The organism is Agrobacterium sp. 5Ca50, from assembly GCF_055381905.1.
Window position 1 is genome coordinate 640,590 of record NZ_AP026439.1, and the last position, 17,844, is coordinate 658,433.

Below are 17,844 nucleotides of genomic sequence, written 5' to 3' on the forward strand. Positions count from 1 at the left end.
GGAGGAATGTTATGACGAAGATTTTGCGCTTCGGCGTTATCGGCTGCGGTCTGATGGGTCGTGAATTTGCAAGTGCGGCCGCGCGCTGGCTGCACTTGGTGGATGCGAAAGCACGACCAGAAATTGTTGCGGTGTGCGATACGAACACCACCTTGATGGACTGGTTCAGCGACAACGTACCAACCGTTCGACAGCGCACAACGGACTATAAGGAACTGCTGGCTAATCCGGATGTGGATGCCATTTATTGCGCCGTTCCGCATGTCCTGCATGCCGAATTCTACACGGATATCCTTCAGGCAGGCAAACATCTGCTCGGCGAAAAACCGTTTGGCATGGATCAGTTACAAAACAGCGAGATCATGAAGGTTTTGAGTGAAAAACCTGAACTCGTGGTGCGCTGCTCGTCTGAAATGCCGTTTTTCCCCGGTGCGCAGAAAGTCATTGATCTGGCGCGTAGTGGTGAGATGGGAGAGATCCTGGAAGTCGAAGCGGGATTCCTGCATTCTTCCGACATTGATCGGCAAAAGCCGATCAACTGGAAGCGTATGGAACACATCAACGGCGCCTACGGTTGCATGGGTGATCTTGGCATGCACGTGCTGCATGTACCGCTGCGTCTCGGCTGGCGCCCTTCCACCCTTCACGCGCAATTGGTGAAGAAGGTAACGGAACGTCCAGACGGCAAGGGCGGCGTTGCACCCTGCACCACCTGGGACAATGCGACCATCAGCGCTCGTGTCACGACGCAGGATCAGGACTTTCCCATGGTGCTGAAAACCTGGCGTATTGCGCCCGGTGAATCCAACACCTGGTATATCCGCATTCTCGGTATGAAAAAGAGCGCCTATTTCAGCACCAAGTCTCCACGCCAGTGGCAGTGGATGGACTATAATGGCGCCAGCCAGGCCTGGAGCACCGAAGATCTCGGATATGGTTCGCTTTTCCCTGCGATAACAGGCAAGATTTTCGAGTTCGGTTTTGCCGATGCCATCCAGCAAATGTGGGCCGCATTCGTTGACGAATTGGCGGGTGGTAATGGTAGAGGTTTCCATTGCGCGACACCGCAAGAAGCCGCTGCACATCATGCCGTGTTGACGGCGGCCTTGCAGTCTGGCCGCGAAAATCGCGTTGTTTCCGTCAATTATGCTGAGGGGGCGTCCTGATGAAGCGCTCCGAAATCAACACGGCCCTTAAATTTGCCGTTGAGATGCTGGATAACTGGAAATGGTCGCTTCCGGTGTGGGGTGACTGGACCGGTGAAACACTTGCAGCCCGACCCGAAGATGCTGCCTATCTGCGTGCCCACCAATTGGGCTGGGATGTGACAGACTTTGGCAGCGGCAGGTTTGCTGAGTGTGGTCTTGTGCTTTTTTGCCTGCGCAACGGCATCGTTGGCCAGGCTGATGAACGGACCTACGCCGAAAAATTGCTGTTCGTTGCCGAAGGGCAAATGACGCCCGCACATCTTCACAAAGCCAAGATGGAAGACATCATCAATCGTGGCGGCGGTACGCTGGTGATCGAGTTCTGTGCTGCGAATGAAGATGGTACGTCGAGCAGTGAGGATGTTGTTGTGCTAGTTGACGGCCTGCCACAGCTGTTGGCGCAGTGGGAAGAGCTTGAGCTGTCTCCCGGACAGAGCGTGACGATCCATCCCGGTCTTTACCACCGGTTCTACGGCAAGGCAGGTGACGGACCGGTGCTGGTCGGCGAGGTCAGCCAGGTCAATGACGACCGCAACGATAACTTCTTCCTTGAACCGATTGGACGCTTTGCGGACATTGAGGAGGACGAGCCACCCTTCCGGCCTCTCTGGAACGAAGGGGGCGGCTGATGTCTTTGGGGGAGGAGACAAAAGGCGGACATTCTGGAGGTATTGTCTGCGCCGGAAATTTCATCGTGGATCGCGTCCATGCACTGTCCTATTGGCCGGAGCAGGGTAATCTCACGCACATCTTGCATCAGGACATCGGCGTTGGTGGCGGAGCCGCCAATGTTGTGACTGACCTTGCTTCGCTTGGTTTTCGCGGCGGGCTTTCTGCAGCCGGCTGCCTTGGTGATGATGCTGATGGCCTGTTTGTCCGCGAACGTCTTGCACAACACGGCATCGATGTTTCAGGCATGGTGTCGTCAGGTGAAGCTGCGACAGCCCATACCCATGTGATGACGGTTCCCGGGCAAAGCCGGACCTTCTTCTACCATGGGGGTGCCAATGATGACATGACGCAGGCGTCGATCAACATGGCGTCCTATGCCCAACAGGGGTATCGCCTTTTTTATCTGGGCTATCTCATGTTGCTGCCGGGGTTGGACAAGCTTGATGGTGATGGACGCTCCGGTGCCAGTCATCTGCTGGAAGCTGCGCAAAAGGTCGGATTGCTGACCTGCGTGGATTTCGTTTCCAGCGAGGACCCTGCCTTCCAGCGTCAGGTTGGCGTTGCTTTGCCCTATTGCGACTACGTTATCATAAACGAGATCGAAGCCGGTCGGGCGACGGGAATTGCCGTTCGTGACAGCCAAGGCAAGTTGCTCGTTGATGCCGTTCACCAGGCAGGCAACAGTTTGCTGGCTGGTGGCGTGCGGCGTGGCGCAATCATCCATGCACCAGAGCTTTCTTTATGGCTTGAGCGTGGATGCGAGGCGATCACAACCCACTCGCTTCCGGTCGCAGTAGAAGAGATCGTAAGCCCAGTCGGTGCTGGAGATGCTTTCTGCGCCGCTGTTCTTTACGGCCTGCATGAGGGCTGGCCCTCTGCCAGAATTGCCGCTGTCGCGCATCGCGCGGCGGCCCATTGTCTCGGTGGCGCAACCGCCACCGATGGAATTCCGCATATGTCCGTTCTCGTTGAGGAAACAAAGGAGGCGAGACCGGCATTCGGCTAAATCCCGGTTTTTCGCAGAAGGAGTATGCGAAGGCCGGTACCATCAACACAAGGGAGGAGAATAGCATGAAGGCATATCTTAAAGCCGCAGCATTGGGTTTGATTACATCTGTCAGCATGGCGCCAATGCTGGCACAGGCTGCCGACAAACCGGTGGTGGCAAGCATCGTGTTCCAGGGCGACCAGTTCATGAAATCCCTGCAGGCCGGGATGCGCAGTGCAGCTGAAAAAGCCGGTGCGGAAATTCTTGAAATCAATATCGATGGCGATCAGGCCAAGGAAACGCAGGCGATCGATACCTATATCGCCCGCAAGGTGAATGCGATCGTCATTGCCCCTGTGTCTGCCAAGAACTCGGCCGCAGCTCTGAAGCGCGCCCGTGACGCAGGCATCGTCGTAGTCGCCGTCAACGGTGGCCTGACCGATGCCGGTATTGCACAGGCAACCTTCTCGACCTCAAACAAGGATCTTGGCATTTCTACCGGCAAGGCGGCAGGCAAATTCATCACTGAAACTCTGGGCGGTAAGGCAAAGGTTGCCATTTTGGGCTTCAAGTCGCTGCTGCCGGAACAAAGTGGTGAGCGCACAGGGGGCTTCAAGGAAGCCGCAGCTGAAGGCAATACCGTTGATGTCGTGACCGAACAGGACGCATGGCTTCCAGAAAAGGCCGTGTCTGTCGCCACCGACATTCTCACTGCCAACCCTGACGTCAATGTGGTCTACGCGGCCAATGAAGGTGGTACGATTGGTGCCATGCAGGCTGTGCGCAATGCTGGAAAGGCTGGTTCCGTTTATGTCTTCGGTATCGACGGTTCCGAACAGCTTGCCAAAGGCTTGATGGCCAATGACAATGTTCTGCAGGCCGTTACTGCGCAGTCTCCATTCGACATGGGCGCACAGGGTGTCGATGCCGCTCTTTCCATTCTTAAGGGCGACAAGGTGGCTGAACAGACGACCGTTCCGGCTCTGCTGCTGTCACGCGCTGATCCTGACGGCGTAAAGGCCTTTGCCGAAAGCCTCAAGAAGTAAGGAAACGCGCACGGCATAATCAATTTATGCCGTGCGCATTCTCCCACCCTCCAGACAACATAACGGAGAACGTATGTCTTCCGTCCTCGAATTGCGTGGCCTCACCAAGCATTATGGCCGGGTGACGGCGCTCGACGACTTCAACCACTCCTTTGAACGGGGGAAGGTTCACGCCCTGCTTGGTAAAAACGGTTCAGGTAAAAGCACCTTCATCAAGATGATGTCCGGTGCCACCGAACCGACAAAGGGCGAGATCATTCTGAATGGTGAAGTATGCCGCTTTTCGCGCCCATCCGACGCGCTGGAAGCGGGTATTGTCACGGTTTATCAGGAACTAAGCCTTGTGCCACATTTGAGTGTGGCCGAGAACATCTTCATGGGACGTTTGCCCAAGCGTAAAGGCACGCCGTTTATTGACTGGCCTGCGTTGCGCAAGTGTGCGGCCCAATTGCTCAATGATATGGGGGCGGGTGACATTGATCCGGATATTCCCGCTGGTGCCTTATCCGTCGGACGCCAGCAGGTGGTGGAAATCGTCAAGGCGATGTCGTTCAAACCGATTGTGCTGCAATTGGACGAACCGACCTCGGCGCTCGCCCAGGCTGAAGTCAAACAATTGTTTGAACTTGTCCGGCGTCTGCGGGATCGCGGTGTGACGATCATCTATATTTCGCATCGACTGGCAGAACTGACCGAGATTGCCGACACGGTAACAGCGCTGCGGGATGGTGTTTTCACGGGCTCTTGCTCGATTGAGGAGGCGACACCTGCGGTCATTCTTGAAATGATGTTTGGGGAAATCCAGCCGGTTCATCGCCCGTTGCACCCCAAAGAGCGGACCAAACCAATCCTTTCGGTGCGCAACCTGTCGCTTGCCCCTTTGCTAAAAGACATTTCCTTCGACCTTTACCCCGGTGAAGTGGTCGGTATTGCGGGAATGCTCGGCTCGGGCAGAACGGAGCTTTTGCGGGCGATCTACGGCGCAGGACCGCATGATACGGGTGAAATTGTCGTTGATGGCGAAACCGTTTCGAACGTCTCCATCCCTGTCATGAAAGCATTTGGTATCGGTTACACCTCCGAAGACCGCAAGCATGGAGGATTGGCGCAAATTCTGTCCAGTCATGCAAACCTGTGTCTTGCCGCCATGCAGCGCATTGGCAAACTCGGTTTCATAACCACCGGTCGCGAAGACCCTTATGTCAAACGGCAGATCGACAATTTGCTGATCAAGGTGGGAGATCCGTCGCTGCCCGTTTCCAGCCTTTCCGGCGGTAACCAGCAAAAAATTGTGGTTGGTAACTGGCTGAATGACGACCCTCGCATACTGCTTTTTGACGAGCCGGGTCGCGGCGTTGACGTGTTGGCCAAACAGCAGATCTACAACATCATCTGGGAACAGGCGACGCGCGGCCTTGCCAGTATCGTGGTCTCCACCGAACTGGAAGATCTGGTCGAATGCTGTGACCGCATTCTCATCTTGCGCGGCGGCGTTATCGCCGACGAATTCGTCAATGAGAAACTTGATCCCAAAACCCTCTATGCCGCCTGCATGGTCCGGCACCAAACCCATTGAATTCAGGAGATTTCCATGACGCTTTCCGGCGGAAAAATCGGAACCTTCGCACGACGGAACTCCATGCTGATCATCCTCATCGGCCTTTACGTGCTGGTGGCGTTCACCGCACGCGGGTTCATGTCGCTTGATAATCAGCTCAATATTTTGCGCACCATCGCCGTACCCGGCATGATCGCATTTGGCATGACACTGCTGATCATTGTTGGTGAAATTGACCTTTCAGTCGGCTCCATGGTGGCGGCCTCTTCATGTCTTGTCGCGTGGCTGGTGTCATGGATATCAGGCGGTGACTTTGAGCCGGCTATATTGGTCGTTATTGCGGCCTTTGCACTGACATTCGCTTTCGGCGCCGGCATCGGTATCTTTAACGGCTGGTTGAGAAACCGCTTCATGGTGCCGACCTTTATTTCTTCGCTGGCGATGATGGCAACGCTTGCCGGTTTGGCCAATCTGATCACCGACGGAACACCAATCGAGTCCTTCCCGTCATGGTATTATTTCATCGGAAGCGGACGCATATTCCACGTTCCGGTACCGGTATATCTGCTGTTGATTGCCTTTATTATCGCTTACGTTCTGGCCAATTACACCAGCTTTGGACGTTCGGTCTACGCCATCGGTGGTAATGCGGAGGCAGCGCGCCTTTCAGGTCTTGCTGTGAGCCGCACCCGCACCTTGTGCATGATCATCACCAGCCTTTTTGCTGTCACGGGTGGTATCGTTTATTCGTCGCTTCTCAATTCCGGCAATCCGACCATTGCTAAAGGCATGGAATTGGAGGTCATCTCTGCTGTCATCATCGGCGGTGTCAGCCTGTTTGGGGGCAAAGGATCGATATGGGGAGCCTTTGTTGGCGTGTTGTTTTTAGGTGTGCTTTTGAACGCTATGACGTTGTGGGGCTTTAACCCCTACGCGCAGCAGGTGGTTCGTGGCGCACTGATCCTTGGCGCTGTATTCATCAATCTGATCATCGATCGCCCACATGCCGGCCATGGCTGAGGAAGACAAGCACATGCAAAATTTGTCGATGTTATGGGATCGGGGTGAGGCAGCACTGCAAAGTCTGGGCGGCATGCTGGGACCGGTGTCTTTTATCCTCGAGGATGGGCGGTCAGTGTCGCCGTTGCATGTTGCTCCCTGGGCAAATGAGGATATGGCCGATCAACCGGCCATCCTTCAGCGTTTGCGCGGTGTATGGCCTTGCGTGCCATTTGGTGCGGTTCCGGATCGACCACTTCCCGAACGCTGGCGCGAGGCGCAAGGACGCGCCGTCATCTCTGATCCTGCATTCGAGGATCCACATGGCATTGGTTCAAACCACCATTGGACCATCTCGGCTGGTGGCGAAGGAGAACTTCTGGCTGAAATTGAATATCCGCAGGCAAGCGTGATCAAATCCCTGCAACGGCGTATTGTAGCTGTGACCGGCAATGCGGGGTTGGAATTTGAGCTAACGATCACGGCGCGGCGCGATTGCGAGATACCTATTGGCCTGCATCCCTGTTTTGTTTTGCCGGAAACGCCTGGTGCCATCAAGCTTCACACCGGTCCGCACAGTGGTGTGTGGACACACCCTCTGGATGAACGCCAGCCATTGTCACGTTTTGCAGAGGATCAATGTTTCGCAGATCTGTCCGTGTTAAAGAGCCGCGACGGCGATGAGGTCGATGCCACCGCTTTGCCATTTGCGGGGCAATCCGAAAATCTTCTTCTGGTGACGGTCGTTGAAGGACGGCTGGTCCTCGATAATCTCGAGCAGAATTATCGCACCGTTCTTGAATGGGACCGTGAAATCTTCCCGAGCCTGATGTTGTGGATTTCCAATCGCGGCCGCAGCCAGCGCCCGTGGCTCAACAGACATCTGGCACTCGGGGCAGAGCCGGTGAGGGCGGCGTTCGATCTGGGGGTCGGCATTTCAGTGGCCTCAAATCCGCTCAATCAGGCTGGTGTGCCAACAGCGTGGCGTTTTACGGCCGGTGAGAGCCTGACGACACGTTATTCGATTTCAGCTTCTGTTCTGTCGTGACCGCAATATTGCCACCGGGTTAAAGCCGTGCAGGCCCGGTGGATTCACGCTTAACCAGCGTAACCGGCAAGCGCAGCACTCCCATGGCTGGAAGGTCCTTTTCCTTGCGGTGTGCATCAATCAATTTTTCCAGCCGCTCGACAGCCTGCAGACCAACCTCACGAATGGGCTGTGCAATAGTGGTAAGGCGCGGCAACATGTGCGACGCTTCCGGCAAATCATCAAAGCCGATTACCGAGTAATCCTGCGGCACAGAGTGCCCCTGATGATGAATGGCATGAATGGCGGCAATCGCGGCAATATCGGTTGTCCCAATCAGCCCCGTTACGTCGGGGCAGTCGCGTAAAAGCTGTTGCGCCATTTCGTGGATTTCCGCAAAGCGATGTTCCTCGCCGATTGCTTCCTTGGCGGGCGCAAGTCCGTGAGCGGCAAGTTCCTGGCGAACACCTTCAAGGCGCAGTTGAATAGGCTGGCTGTGACCGGGTGCGCCGATGACGGCGATTTTGCGGTGGCCAAGGTCGAGAAGATGTTTCGCCATCATGCGTCCACCCTCGATATGGTCAGCCATAACAGCATCTTTGGAAATGCCGCTCATTTCGCGGTCAATTCCGACGATTGGAATTTGTGTACTGGCGAGAGAACGGAAATGCGACAGGTCGCCAAAGGCGCTTGCAACGATGACGCCATCAACACGCTGCGACAACAGCATGGAAATGTATCGTTCTTCATGTTCACGGTTTTCAGCGGTGCTGCAAATCAGCGTCTGATAGCCCCGTTCAAAAAGCTGTTGTTCGATGCTGTGGGCAAGAATACCAAAAAACGGCAGATCGATTGATGGCAACAGCAAACCAATCATGCGGCTTGGTTCGCCGCGCAACATGCGCGCCCCCTTGCTCGGCGTGTAGTTGAGTTCCTTGATTGCCGCTTCGACCTTTTCACGCACATCTGCGGACGTGTAGCCGCTGTTGTTCAGCACGCGCGAGACTGAGGTAACGGAGGTTCCCGCCAATTTGGCAATGGTTCTAATGCTTGTTTTCACGTCGATGGGTTCCATACCCAGAGGGTATTCAGTCAATACTTGGAAAAGGCGATGTTCACAAGTTTTATCAGTGCCTTATCGTGACTGAGGTGACACGAAACGGATGGTCTCGTCATGTAATTCGCCATCGATCCCCAGTATCGCCCGCCACTGCCGGTTGCCACACCGCAAGGTAAGCCGCCAGGTGTTTGCGTCAGTGTCGCGACCTTCCTCGACCAGGCTGTGAACGAGGTTGCGCCGCATCAGGTCGCGCACGGCATTTTCCTGCAGGCCAAAGCGGCTGGCAATGAATTCTGCATCGAGAATGAAGTTTCCGTCTTCATCGCGCTTTGCAGAAGGGGCTTTTTTGTTAGGTGATACTGTTGGAGGCTGGCTCATGGTGGTTGGTGATTTCCGCACAAATGGCGTTGGTTGCTTGCCTTTGAGGATAATGCGCAGATGCGTGATGCGCCAGTGACCGACTGACGCATCAATTCTTGAATTTCAAACGATCGATACGAGCTCGCGAGAAAGACGGTTCATGGTTTCTGCGCCAGTGGATGCGATCAGGAATTGCTCCTCAATCATCAGCGCACCCAGGCCATTGGCATAAAATGGCACTTCCAATGCCAGCACCATATTGGGTTCTATGGTGATGTCATTGCCATGTGAAATAAATGGCCATTCTTCGATGCCAACTGCGGCGCCAACCGAGTGGCCGAAATGGCCGCGATAATATTCCTCAAAGCCGAGCTTGCGCATGTTTGCCAACATGACTGCGTGGACCTGACCGAATGTATTGCCGGGTTTGAGTGCGTCCACCCCGATAAGAAACGTTTCAAGCAATGCCTTGTAGACTTCGCTGGCGAGTGGTGAGGGCTGACCAAAGACGAATGTTCGCGCGCCATCGGATGAGTATCCGCCGACGAGCGTACCGACATCGGCCTTTATCAGGTCGCCGTCTTTAACGGTTGCTGCCATGTTCTGCAGATCTGCGCCGATGGAGATGTAATCCCAGTGTCCTGAAAGAACCTCACCATTGGCGATCGCTGCTTCTGTCGCACCTGTGAGCCATGCGGTGGACAAATCCTTGAGGCTGGAGCCAGATTTTGCTGACTTTGCCAGCAGTTGCAGCCCGGCTTCCGCATAGGATGCAGCATTGCGCAAACGCTGGATTTCAGGGGGATTCTTGATCATCCGCAGCCGTTTGACGATGCCGGACGCGTCCTGCCAGTTGACTGTCGGGATCGTCTTTTTCAGTTTCGCAAAATCGGCTGCGGGCATGAACTCGAGATCGACACCGAGGCGTGCATGATCGAGACCACGCTCCTTTATGATGTCGGCCAGAAGCTGAAAACATGCCTGTTGGTCAAAGGTTTCAGGCCTCGGTCCAATATTATTGCTGTTGCGATAGGCCGCATTGATGTCTGAAACCGAGGTCGTCTCATGAAGAGACACGGCATCGATCCAGATGCGGTGTGAACGCAGATCGATCGATTGGCGCAAATTGCCTGTACCGGCAAAAACATGGTCGCTGACGACTGCGGCGAGCCTCGATGTGCTGTCGGCCGGGACCAGTGCGATAGCCGAGCCCGCACGCCCCCACATGATGGCAACGCCCGCGCTTATGCCGGTCGCATAACGGAAGGTTTCCGGCTGGAATAAAACCATGCCGTCCAGCCCCGAGGCGCCCAGCAGTTGCTGCGCCCGTTCGCGATCCATATCCGCCATCATGTCCTCTTGTCGTCGATTCCAGATTTGATGGAGTGAAGTTTATCCTGTCCGACGAAAACATGCTTCTGCCAATTTAGCAAAAAATCTCTACGTAACGATCTTTAATCGAGATAAATTTCTATGAAACAATTATAAATAGGTGTTCAGCCAGATATCGATCCTATCGGCGTGATTGTATAATCTCTGTCGACGGCAAGCCACAACAGGCAGCAATTTCGAACAGGAGAATGATATGAGCGGTTTCAAAACCCGCAACGGCACCATGAAACACACCAACCGGGCTGTAACGACCGCACTTGCGATCGTGCTTGGAGCCGGCGTGTTCACCCATGCGTTTGCTGCTGAAAACAATCCGGATGCCACAATCAATATCGGTTCGCTCTATGAGCCGCAAAACCTTGATAACACCGCCGGTGCCGGTCAGGGTATCAACGAAGCCTTCAATGGCAACGTTTATGAAGCGCTTTTCCGCCTTGATGATGATGGCTCCGTACAGCCCGCCCTGTCGAAAGAGTTCACTGCAAGCGAAGATGGTTTGACATACACCTTCAAACTTCAGCCTGGTGTGACCTTCCATTCGGGTGCGCCGCTGACCTCGAAGGACGTCAAGTTCTCTATTGAACGCGTTGCTGCGCCGGAATCGAAAAGCTCGCGCAAGAACAGCCTGAAGACAATTGCCGGTATCGAAACCCCTGACGACGAGACTGTTGTCATCAAGCTCTCGTCTCGGTCGATCTCGCTGCCATACAATCTGAGCTATGTCTGGATCGTCAATGACGATTCAACCGATCTGCAGGCGAAAGAAGACGGTACCGGTCCATATGCGCTCGAAGATTGGCGTCGCGGTTCGTCTCTGGCCATCAAGCGCTTTGACAAATACTGGGGTGAAAAGCCGAAAAATGGCGAAGTTGTTTTTCAGTATTTCACCGAAGCGACTGCGCTAAATAATGCGCTGCTGACTGGTTCGGTTGATGTGATCACCTCGGTGCAGAGCCCTGATTCTCTGGCGCAGTTCAAGGATAATCCTGAATTTACCGTCAGCGAAGGCAAGTCCACCACCAAGCTTCTCCTTGCGTATAATGACCGCGTTGCACCATTCGACAACGTCAAGGTTCGCAAGGCGCTGGCGCGCGCCATCGATGACCAGAAGTTGCTGAAGGCTGTCTGGGGCGATTATGGTACGCTCATCGGTTCTTTCGTACCACCGACAGATCCATGGTATGTCGATCTGACCAAGGTCGACGCCTACAATCCTGAAAGCGCCAAGGAATTGCTGAAGGAAGCCGGTTATCCCGATGGCTTCACCTTCACAATCGACACGCCGAACTACGACCCACATCCGATTGCTGCCCAGTTTATCCAGAGCGAACTGGCCAAGGTGGGCGTGAAGGTCAACATCAACATCATCACCGCCAATGAGTGGTACACGAAAATCTACAAGGCGCATGATTTCCAGGCGACCCTGCAGGAGCACGTGAACCACCGCGATATCGTGTTCTACGGTAACCCGGACTTCTACTGGGGTTATAACAACCCTCAGGTTGTTGACCTGATCAAGCAGGCGGAAGCCAGTGCGACGACCGATGAGCAGACTGCAAAACTGACCGAAGCAAACAAGATCATTGCCGAAGATGCAGCCAGCAACTGGTTCTATCTCTATCCACAGATCGTTGTTTCGAAAAAATCGGTCACCGGTTATTCGCTGAACGGATTGAACTCGCAGTTCTTCGCTTACGACATCACCAAAGCCGAATAAGCAGAGAAACTCTATACTCGACACGGAACGCCGCCTGAATTATTTTCCGGCGGCGTTGCTGCGTTTGCTGTAATCCGTTGATCTTGTATAAGGAAATGGTCAGCAGCAAACTGTGAAATGTCAGCCGATGAGCGGACCGGAAGTCGGTAGCTCATGCTTGAGAGGTAAGCGTCATATTTTCCTATCTTGTTCGCCGCTCGGCCATTCTGGTCCTGTCGGTCGTTATCGCTTCTCTCGTCCTGTTTGTTTTGCTGCGGCTGCTGCCGGGCGATCCTGCCAATGCGCTGGTTTCTGTCGGTGCCGATGCCGCGCAGATTGAAGCCGCGCGCCGGCAAGTTGGTTCCGATCTACCGCTCTATGAGCAGTTTTTGCGCTTTATCAGCAGCCTTGCGCGTTTTGACCTTGGAAACTCATTCGTCAGTGGCGCGCCTGTACTGTCTGAAATCGGCAAACGGTTGATCGTGACAGTACCGCTGACGCTGATGGCGTTTTTTGTGGCAATCGCAATTGCTGTTCCGCTCGGGATTTTGTCGGTGGTGCGCCAGAACCGCTGGTATGGGACGGTGATATCAGTCGTTTCACAGCTCGGTATCGCGGTTCCGGTCTTCTGGATCGGTATCCTGCTGGTCGGCATTTTTGCGGTTAACCTACGGCTGTTTCCATCGGGCGGCTTTCCGTCTCGTGGATGGCAAACTGCGCCTGCCGCGTTTCAATCCCTTGTGCTTCCCGTCGCGACCATCGCCATCGTCATGTCAGCCTCGTTGATCCGCTATGTGCGGTCTGCGACGCAGGATGTGCTGGGCAGTGATTATCTGCGCACCGCACGCGCGCTCGGCGCGACGTTTTCGCAGGCGCTGATCCGCCACGGAATTCGAAACGGCGCGGTGCCGGTCATTTCCATTAGCGGTATCGAACTGGCGTCCACTTTGCTTGGCGCCGTGGTGGTTGAGCGGGTGTTTTCGCTTCCCGGCCTCGGCTCCATGCTGCTTTTGGGCATTGAACAGCGCGACTATCCGAATGTTCAGGGCGTGCTTTTTATCTCGACACTGCTGGTGCTGCTTGTCGGTTTTGCGGCTGATCTGGCGCAACGAATTATTGATCCGCGATTGCGCAATCGCGTAGCAGGAGGTGGAGTATGAGCGATCATCATATGACCCTTCCTGTGGAGACAACCGAAGCGAAGATAAAACTGCCATTGCCGCTGCTGATTGGTGGTCTGTTTGTCGCCCTGCATCTGGCAATTGCGCTTCTGTCACTGTTTTGGACACCTTACGGTGTCAGCGACATGGTCGGTGGCAGGCTTGAAGGTCCATCGCTCATTCATTGGGCGGGAACCGACAGGCTGGGCCGCGACCTGATGACACAAATCATGATTGGCTCGCGGATCGCTCTGATCGTCGGCTGTGGTGCGGTTGCCATCAGTGCATTGATCGGGGTGACAATTGGCATACTCTCGGCATTTGCAACGCAGACACTGGATGATGTGCTGGCCGCGACGCTTGATATTCTGATTGCCTTTCCGACACTGCTTCTGGCCATGCTGATTGTCGCCTCAAGCGATGGAGCCAGCCTTTGGACTGCAATCCTTGCCATCGGTATTGCCGGTTCTGCCATTGTCGCCAGACTGACCCGCATTCTGGCAAAGCGTGTCTTGGCGATGGATTACATAACGGCCTCCAGAATATCTGGAACCTCCTGGCTGGGCATCGTTCGTATTCACGTCCTTCCCAACATCTGGCCGACATTGATCGTCAATTTTGCCCTGCAATTCGGCTTGGCCGTCATTGCGGAGGCGTCGCTTTCCTATCTTGGACTTGGCGCGCCACCCCCCAATGCATCGTGGGGCAGATTGCTGCAGGAAGCACAGGCATCCGTTTATACAGCACCTTTTGGTGCCATTGCTCCGGGTCTTGCTCTGGTGTCTCTGGTGATTGGGTTGAACTTGTTTGCCGATGGCCTGCGTGATGCGGCAGATCCAACACGCAGGAGACAGAGATGAGCGTTTTGCTGTCGGTTGAAAATCTTGAAATCGAAACCGCAGGCCGCAAGCTGGTTTCCGGCATCTCCTTCTCGATCTCACAGGGTGAACGGGTTGGACTTATTGGTGAGTCCGGCTCGGGCAAATCATTGACGGCGCTTGCTGCTATGGGCCTGCTGACCGACGCCATGCGAGCAAGCGGCTCCATCATCCTTGATGGACAGCAGGTGATCGGGGCGAAAGACCGTGACCTCGTGCCTTTGCGCGGCAACAGCGTGGCGGCTGTATTTCAGGAGCCGATGACAGCGCTTGATCCATTGATGCGAATTGGCAACCAAGTTGCAGAGGTCGTATCTCGCCGTGCGTTACGCGATGGGCAGAGAGCTTCGAAGGCCGAGATTCACAAACGGGTTGTGGCGTTGCTGGAGCGCGTTGCATTGCCGGATCCGGAGCGGATTGCCGCGTCATGGCCGCATGAAATCTCCGGCGGCCAACGGCAGCGTGCGGCGATCGCAATGGCCTTGGCCTGCCGCCCCAAGCTGCTGATTGCGGATGAACCGACAACTGCACTTGATGTCACAACGCAGGCCGAAATTCTGAAACTGCTTGAGGCGCTCGTGCGGGATGAAGGCATGGGGCTGCTGTTTATCAGTCACGACTTGCCAGTTGTTGCGACTGTGACCGAACGTGCACTTGTTTTGCGGCAAGGAGAGTTGATTGAGCAAGGACCAGTAGGATCCCTGTTTTCCCAACCCGCGCATCCTTATACGCAGGGGTTGGTTGCCGCGGCCCGTGCCTTTGACAAGGCGTTGGAGATTGCGTCATGAGCCTGCTGAATTTGTCCAATGTGTCGTTTTCCTACACCGCAGGAAAACCGGTGTTGCATGATATCAACCTGACGCTGGAGGCTGGCAGCAATCTGGGAATTGTTGGCGAATCCGGTTCAGGTAAGACAACCATGCTGAAGCTGTTGCTTGGGCTTCAGCGAGCGTCTGCTGGACAGGTTTCTTTCCGCGGAGAGGCGCTTGATATTAAAAATAGCGGTTTCATGCGTGGCTTTCGTCGCAGCGTGCAGGCCGTGTTTCAGGATCCCTATTCGTCGCTTGATCCTCGTCAGCGTGTGTTCGATATTATTGCCGAACCACTGCGTTCTCTCAAAATCGAAACAGATATCATGCAGGCTGTGTCGCAGGCTCTGGCAGCGGTTGACCTGCCTGCGGATGCGCTCAGACGTTATCCTCATGAATTTTCCGGTGGTCAGCGTCAACGTATTGCGATTGCCCGTGCGATTGTCTCAAACCCCGATCTCATTATCGCCGACGAGGTCGTCAGTGCCCTCGATCTCTCCACGCGCGCCCGTATCATCGAGTTATTGCGGGACCTGTCAAAACGCATGACTTTTGTTGTGGTGTCGCATGATATTGCACTCGTTTCCATGCTTTGCGACAGGTTGATCGTGCTTGAAAAGGGCAAGATCGTAGAGCAGGGCGCGACACGTGATATCCTCGCCAACCCTTCCCATCTCTACACCCAGAAACTACTTGCTAGCACGCCCCGCATGCCCAGGGCCGGCTGAACATTCTCATCAATCCCCTGAACTCGAATGATGAGGGATTGCGCAACGTGCTGCGCTGCGTCATGAATTGCGCCATGACGCACCCGGACCTGACAATCCTCGTTATTGATGAAAACGCTATCCGTGCTTCCATTATCGAGGAAGGCTTGCGGGAGGCAGGGCACAGCCGTGTCACTGTCATTCATGAGGTTCACGGTGTCGCGCGTACCATCGAGACGCTCTGTCCGGATGTTATCGTTATCGATATTGAAAACCCCAACCGCGACATGATGGAGCATCTGTTCCAGTTAACCCGGACGGTTGGCCGGCCAATTGCCATGTTTGTGGACCGCTCTGACACAGCCTCGATTGAGGCGGCTGTTGAAGCGGGTGTTTCCGCCTATATTGTTGATGGATTGAAGAAGGAGCGGGTCAAGCCGATCCTCGATATGGCAGTCAGTCGCTTTAATGCGTTTAGCCGCCTGCAGCGTGAACTGGCGGAGGCGAGATCGGCGCTGGAAGAGCGCAAGATTGTTGAGCGCGCCAAGGGCATCTTGATGAAAATGCGTGGTTTGTCCGAAGAGGAAGCTTTTGCGTTACTGCGCCAGACCGCCATGAACGAAAAGAAAAAACTGTCTGAAATTGCGCAAAGCGTGGTGACGGCTGCCGGTTTGCTGATGTAACGCCCGCAGGAGAATTGACCTCGGGCGTCACGCGCACACTGACGGTAGATGTGGAGTGAATGACATGACGGCAAACGGTAGTGGAACCAACAGACAGGGTGAAAACCCGGCGTCTCATGCTGCGCCGGAATTGATCGGTAACGACAGACAGCGCACACTGCGCGCTGGCTTCATTCCCCTGGTCGATGCGTCTGTGCTGATTGCTGCCGCGGAATTTGGATTTGCCGCCAAAGAAGGCCTGAGCCTTGATCTGGTTAAGGATGTTTCCTGGGCGAACGTGCGAGACAGATTGGCATTTCGCCAGTTCGATATAGCGCACACGCTGTCGCCCATGCCTGTAGCCTCGATGCTTGGCCTTGGCTCCAACCCGTCGCCGACCATCACACCGTTTTCGCTGGGTCGTGGAGGCAATGCGATCACTTTATCCAGTCGGCTTTTTGTCAAAATGCGCGAAGCGACCGGTCTTTCGGAAACGGCAACCGCTCTGGAAAACGCTGTCGCACTGAAGCGGGTGCTTGAAACTCTGCGTGAGCAGGGTGAGCCACAGCCTACCTTCGGCGTGACCTATCCGTTCTCATCGCACAATTATGAGTTCCGGTACTGGCTGGCAGCCGGCGGCATTGATCCTGATCGTGATGTCAAACTTGTCGTCGTGCCGCCGCCTCTAACCTCGGATGCGTTGGCGGCAGGCGCTATTGATGGTTTTTGTGTCGGAGCGCCATGGAACATGGTGGCCTCTGAGCGTGGTGTTGGCAAAATTGTCGCCGCCAAGCAGGACATTTGGCCTTCTGCGCCTGAAAAGGTCATTGGCATGCGCCCTGAATGGGCCGAAACGCAGCAGGAATGTGTGGGGAGACTGCTGGTCGCATTGGATGCGGCGGCGCGGTGGTGCGATGTGCCTGACAACCATGATGCGCTCAGCAGTGTGCTGGCTGACCCGCGCTACATCGGCACTTCGTCTGGGATTTTACGGCATGTATTGGCGGGCGAGTTCAACATTGATGATCGCGGCAACCGTCGGGTCATCAGCCGTTATTTCACCTTCCATGGTGACCATGCCAATTATCCGCGGCAGAGCCAGGCCCTGTGGATATATAGCCAGATGATCCGCTGGGGCCAGACGAGGTTTTCACCGCAGGGAGCCGATGCCGCCGCATCTGCATATCGGCCTGATATCTATCGCGCAGCACTCGGGGACGTAAGTCTACCGTCTGATGCTGATATTCGCGTTGAAGGTGCTGATGCTGATGATCGTTTCATGGACGGACATGTGTTCGACCCGGCCTCCATTGAACGCTACGTAGAGGCATTCGCGGTGCGCCGGAAAACCGGCGAGCTTGCACGTCGCGATCACGAATAAAATCTGCAAGCTGCACAAACACTGCCCAAAACAGGTTTCGTGCTTTTCAGCAATTGCATAAATAACACCCTATTCTTGTGCGGCCTAAAAAATAGGCGTTTAATGTTCCTTTCAAAATAATCGTTAGAATACAGCGCTTTGTTGTCCGGTTTTCGAATTGGCACGCTGATTGCTTTGTATTTTGCGCAGCGGTCAATGGAGATCGCGGCAAGCTGGGTGCGAGATATGCACCCACAGAAGA

The 17,844-nt window shown here is 54.9% G+C and carries 17 protein-coding genes; 14 read left to right on the plus strand and 3 right to left on the minus strand.

The annotated features are described in order from the left end of the window. The first annotated feature begins 11 nt into the window (after nt 1-11). From ACZ5FM_RS20515 to ACZ5FM_RS20545, 7 genes are all read left to right on the plus strand, one after another. Nucleotides 12-1,166, plus strand: coding sequence for a Gfo/Idh/MocA family protein (locus tag ACZ5FM_RS20515; protein ID WP_464040574.1), 1,155 nt, complete (start codon nt 12-14; stop codon nt 1,164-1,166). Continuing rightward, nucleotides 1,166-1,837 carry a D-lyxose/D-mannose family sugar isomerase gene (locus ACZ5FM_RS20520; RefSeq protein ID WP_192489308.1) on the plus strand — a complete coding sequence of 224 codons (672 nt, stop codon included), beginning with the start codon at nt 1,166-1,168 and terminating at the stop codon, nt 1,835-1,837. Before ACZ5FM_RS20515 ends, ACZ5FM_RS20520 begins: the two co-directional genes overlap by 1 nt. Continuing rightward, nucleotides 1,837-2,886, plus strand: a complete 1,050-nt coding sequence (locus ACZ5FM_RS20525; RefSeq protein ID WP_464040575.1) for a carbohydrate kinase family protein — start codon at nt 1,837-1,839, stop codon at nt 2,884-2,886. The genes ACZ5FM_RS20520 and ACZ5FM_RS20525 overlap by 1 nt, the downstream gene beginning before the upstream one ends. Before the next feature lie 65 nt (nt 2,887-2,951). Beyond that, the gene (locus tag ACZ5FM_RS20530) at nt 2,952-3,914 is read left to right on the plus strand and encodes a substrate-binding domain-containing protein (RefSeq protein ID WP_259146732.1); all 963 of its coding nucleotides are present in this window, start codon (nt 2,952-2,954) and stop codon (nt 3,912-3,914) included. A gap of 73 nt (nt 3,915-3,987) precedes the next feature. Then, complete coding sequence (locus ACZ5FM_RS20535) at nt 3,988-5,490, plus strand: sugar ABC transporter ATP-binding protein (protein WP_464040576.1); 1,503 nt, start codon at nt 3,988-3,990, stop codon at nt 5,488-5,490. A gap of 15 nt (nt 5,491-5,505) precedes the next feature. Further along, a complete protein-coding gene (locus ACZ5FM_RS20540; protein WP_464040577.1) occupies nt 5,506-6,492 on the plus strand; it encodes an ABC transporter permease in 987 nt (328 codons plus the stop codon). A 13-nt stretch (nt 6,493-6,505) separates the two neighbouring features. Further along, nucleotides 6,506-7,519, plus strand: coding sequence for a hypothetical protein (locus ACZ5FM_RS20545; RefSeq protein WP_464040578.1), 1,014 nt, complete (start codon nt 6,506-6,508; stop codon nt 7,517-7,519). 19 nt (nt 7,520-7,538) lie between these two features. Here ACZ5FM_RS20545 and ACZ5FM_RS20550 read toward each other — a convergent pair whose 3' ends face one another. The 3 genes from ACZ5FM_RS20550 to ACZ5FM_RS20560 form a co-directional block, all read right to left on the minus strand. Continuing rightward, on the minus strand, nt 7,539-8,558 hold the full coding sequence (locus ACZ5FM_RS20550) for a LacI family DNA-binding transcriptional regulator (RefSeq protein WP_464040579.1): 1,020 nt from the start codon (nt 8,556-8,558) through the stop codon (nt 7,539-7,541). A gap of 75 nt (nt 8,559-8,633) precedes the next feature. Continuing rightward, nucleotides 8,634-8,936 carry a DUF6522 family protein gene (locus ACZ5FM_RS20555; protein ID WP_464040580.1) on the minus strand — a complete coding sequence of 101 codons (303 nt, stop codon included), beginning with the start codon at nt 8,934-8,936 and terminating at the stop codon, nt 8,634-8,636. A gap of 105 nt (nt 8,937-9,041) precedes the next feature. Then, on the minus strand, nt 9,042-10,268 hold the full coding sequence (locus tag ACZ5FM_RS20560) for a M24 family metallopeptidase (protein ID WP_464041061.1): 1,227 nt from the start codon (nt 10,266-10,268) through the stop codon (nt 9,042-9,044). A gap of 235 nt (nt 10,269-10,503) precedes the next feature. Here ACZ5FM_RS20560 and ACZ5FM_RS20565 point away from each other — a divergent pair, with 235 nt between their 5' ends. From ACZ5FM_RS20565 to ACZ5FM_RS20595, 7 genes are all read left to right on the plus strand, one after another. After that, the gene (locus ACZ5FM_RS20565; RefSeq protein ID WP_464040581.1) at nt 10,504-12,027 is read left to right on the plus strand and encodes an ABC transporter substrate-binding protein; all 1,524 of its coding nucleotides are present in this window, start codon (nt 10,504-10,506) and stop codon (nt 12,025-12,027) included. Between the two features lie 173 nt (nt 12,028-12,200). Further along, nucleotides 12,201-13,166 carry an ABC transporter permease gene (locus ACZ5FM_RS20570; RefSeq protein WP_464041063.1) on the plus strand — a complete coding sequence of 322 codons (966 nt, stop codon included), beginning with the start codon at nt 12,201-12,203 and terminating at the stop codon, nt 13,164-13,166. After that, on the plus strand, nt 13,163-14,026 hold the full coding sequence (locus ACZ5FM_RS20575; RefSeq protein WP_464040582.1) for an ABC transporter permease: 864 nt from the start codon (nt 13,163-13,165) through the stop codon (nt 14,024-14,026). Before ACZ5FM_RS20570 ends, ACZ5FM_RS20575 begins: the two co-directional genes overlap by 4 nt. Further along, nucleotides 14,023-14,832: an ATP-binding cassette domain-containing protein gene (locus ACZ5FM_RS20580; protein WP_464040583.1), complete on the plus strand. Its 810-nt coding sequence runs from the start codon at nt 14,023-14,025 to the stop codon at nt 14,830-14,832. Before ACZ5FM_RS20575 ends, ACZ5FM_RS20580 begins: the two co-directional genes overlap by 4 nt. Further along, nucleotides 14,829-15,581 carry an ABC transporter ATP-binding protein gene (locus ACZ5FM_RS20585; protein ID WP_275642451.1) on the plus strand — a complete coding sequence of 251 codons (753 nt, stop codon included), beginning with the start codon at nt 14,829-14,831 and terminating at the stop codon, nt 15,579-15,581. Before ACZ5FM_RS20580 ends, ACZ5FM_RS20585 begins: the two co-directional genes overlap by 4 nt. A 62-nt stretch (nt 15,582-15,643) precedes the next feature. After that, on the plus strand, nt 15,644-16,243 hold the full coding sequence (locus ACZ5FM_RS20590; RefSeq protein ID WP_192489451.1) for an ANTAR domain-containing response regulator: 600 nt from the start codon (nt 15,644-15,646) through the stop codon (nt 16,241-16,243). A 64-nt stretch (nt 16,244-16,307) separates the two neighbouring features. Next, the gene (locus ACZ5FM_RS20595) at nt 16,308-17,603 is read left to right on the plus strand and encodes a CmpA/NrtA family ABC transporter substrate-binding protein (protein WP_464040584.1); all 1,296 of its coding nucleotides are present in this window, start codon (nt 16,308-16,310) and stop codon (nt 17,601-17,603) included. Nucleotides 17,604-17,844 lie beyond the last annotated feature (241 nt).

Coding starts and splice junctions, on each gene's coding strand:
- ACZ5FM_RS20520 (WP_192489308.1), top strand. CDS start 1,166: ATGAAGCGCTCCGAAATCAACACGGCCCTTAAATTTGCCGTTGAGATG.
- ACZ5FM_RS20585 (WP_275642451.1), top strand. CDS start 14,829: ATGAGCCTGCTGAATTTGTCCAATGTGTCGTTTTCCTACACCGCAGGA.
- ACZ5FM_RS20565 (WP_464040581.1), top strand. CDS start 10,504: ATGAGCGGTTTCAAAACCCGCAACGGCACCATGAAACACACCAACCGG.
- ACZ5FM_RS20525 (WP_464040575.1), top strand. CDS start 1,837: ATGTCTTTGGGGGAGGAGACAAAAGGCGGACATTCTGGAGGTATTGTC.
- ACZ5FM_RS20545 (WP_464040578.1), top strand. CDS start 6,506: ATGCAAAATTTGTCGATGTTATGGGATCGGGGTGAGGCAGCACTGCAA.
- ACZ5FM_RS20575 (WP_464040582.1), top strand. CDS start 13,163: ATGAGCGATCATCATATGACCCTTCCTGTGGAGACAACCGAAGCGAAG.
- ACZ5FM_RS20535 (WP_464040576.1), top strand. CDS start 3,988: ATGTCTTCCGTCCTCGAATTGCGTGGCCTCACCAAGCATTATGGCCGG.
- ACZ5FM_RS20540 (WP_464040577.1), top strand. CDS start 5,506: ATGACGCTTTCCGGCGGAAAAATCGGAACCTTCGCACGACGGAACTCC.
- ACZ5FM_RS20530 (WP_259146732.1), top strand. CDS start 2,952: ATGAAGGCATATCTTAAAGCCGCAGCATTGGGTTTGATTACATCTGTC.
- ACZ5FM_RS20595 (WP_464040584.1), top strand. CDS start 16,308: ATGACGGCAAACGGTAGTGGAACCAACAGACAGGGTGAAAACCCGGCG.
- ACZ5FM_RS20515 (WP_464040574.1), top strand. CDS start 12: ATGACGAAGATTTTGCGCTTCGGCGTTATCGGCTGCGGTCTGATGGGT.
- ACZ5FM_RS20590 (WP_192489451.1), top strand. CDS start 15,644: ATGAATTGCGCCATGACGCACCCGGACCTGACAATCCTCGTTATTGAT.
- ACZ5FM_RS20560 (WP_464041061.1), bottom strand. CDS start 10,268: ATGGCGGATATGGATCGCGAACGGGCGCAGCAACTGCTGGGCGCCTCG.
- ACZ5FM_RS20580 (WP_464040583.1), top strand. CDS start 14,023: ATGAGCGTTTTGCTGTCGGTTGAAAATCTTGAAATCGAAACCGCAGGC.
- ACZ5FM_RS20555 (WP_464040580.1), bottom strand. CDS start 8,936: ATGAGCCAGCCTCCAACAGTATCACCTAACAAAAAAGCCCCTTCTGCA.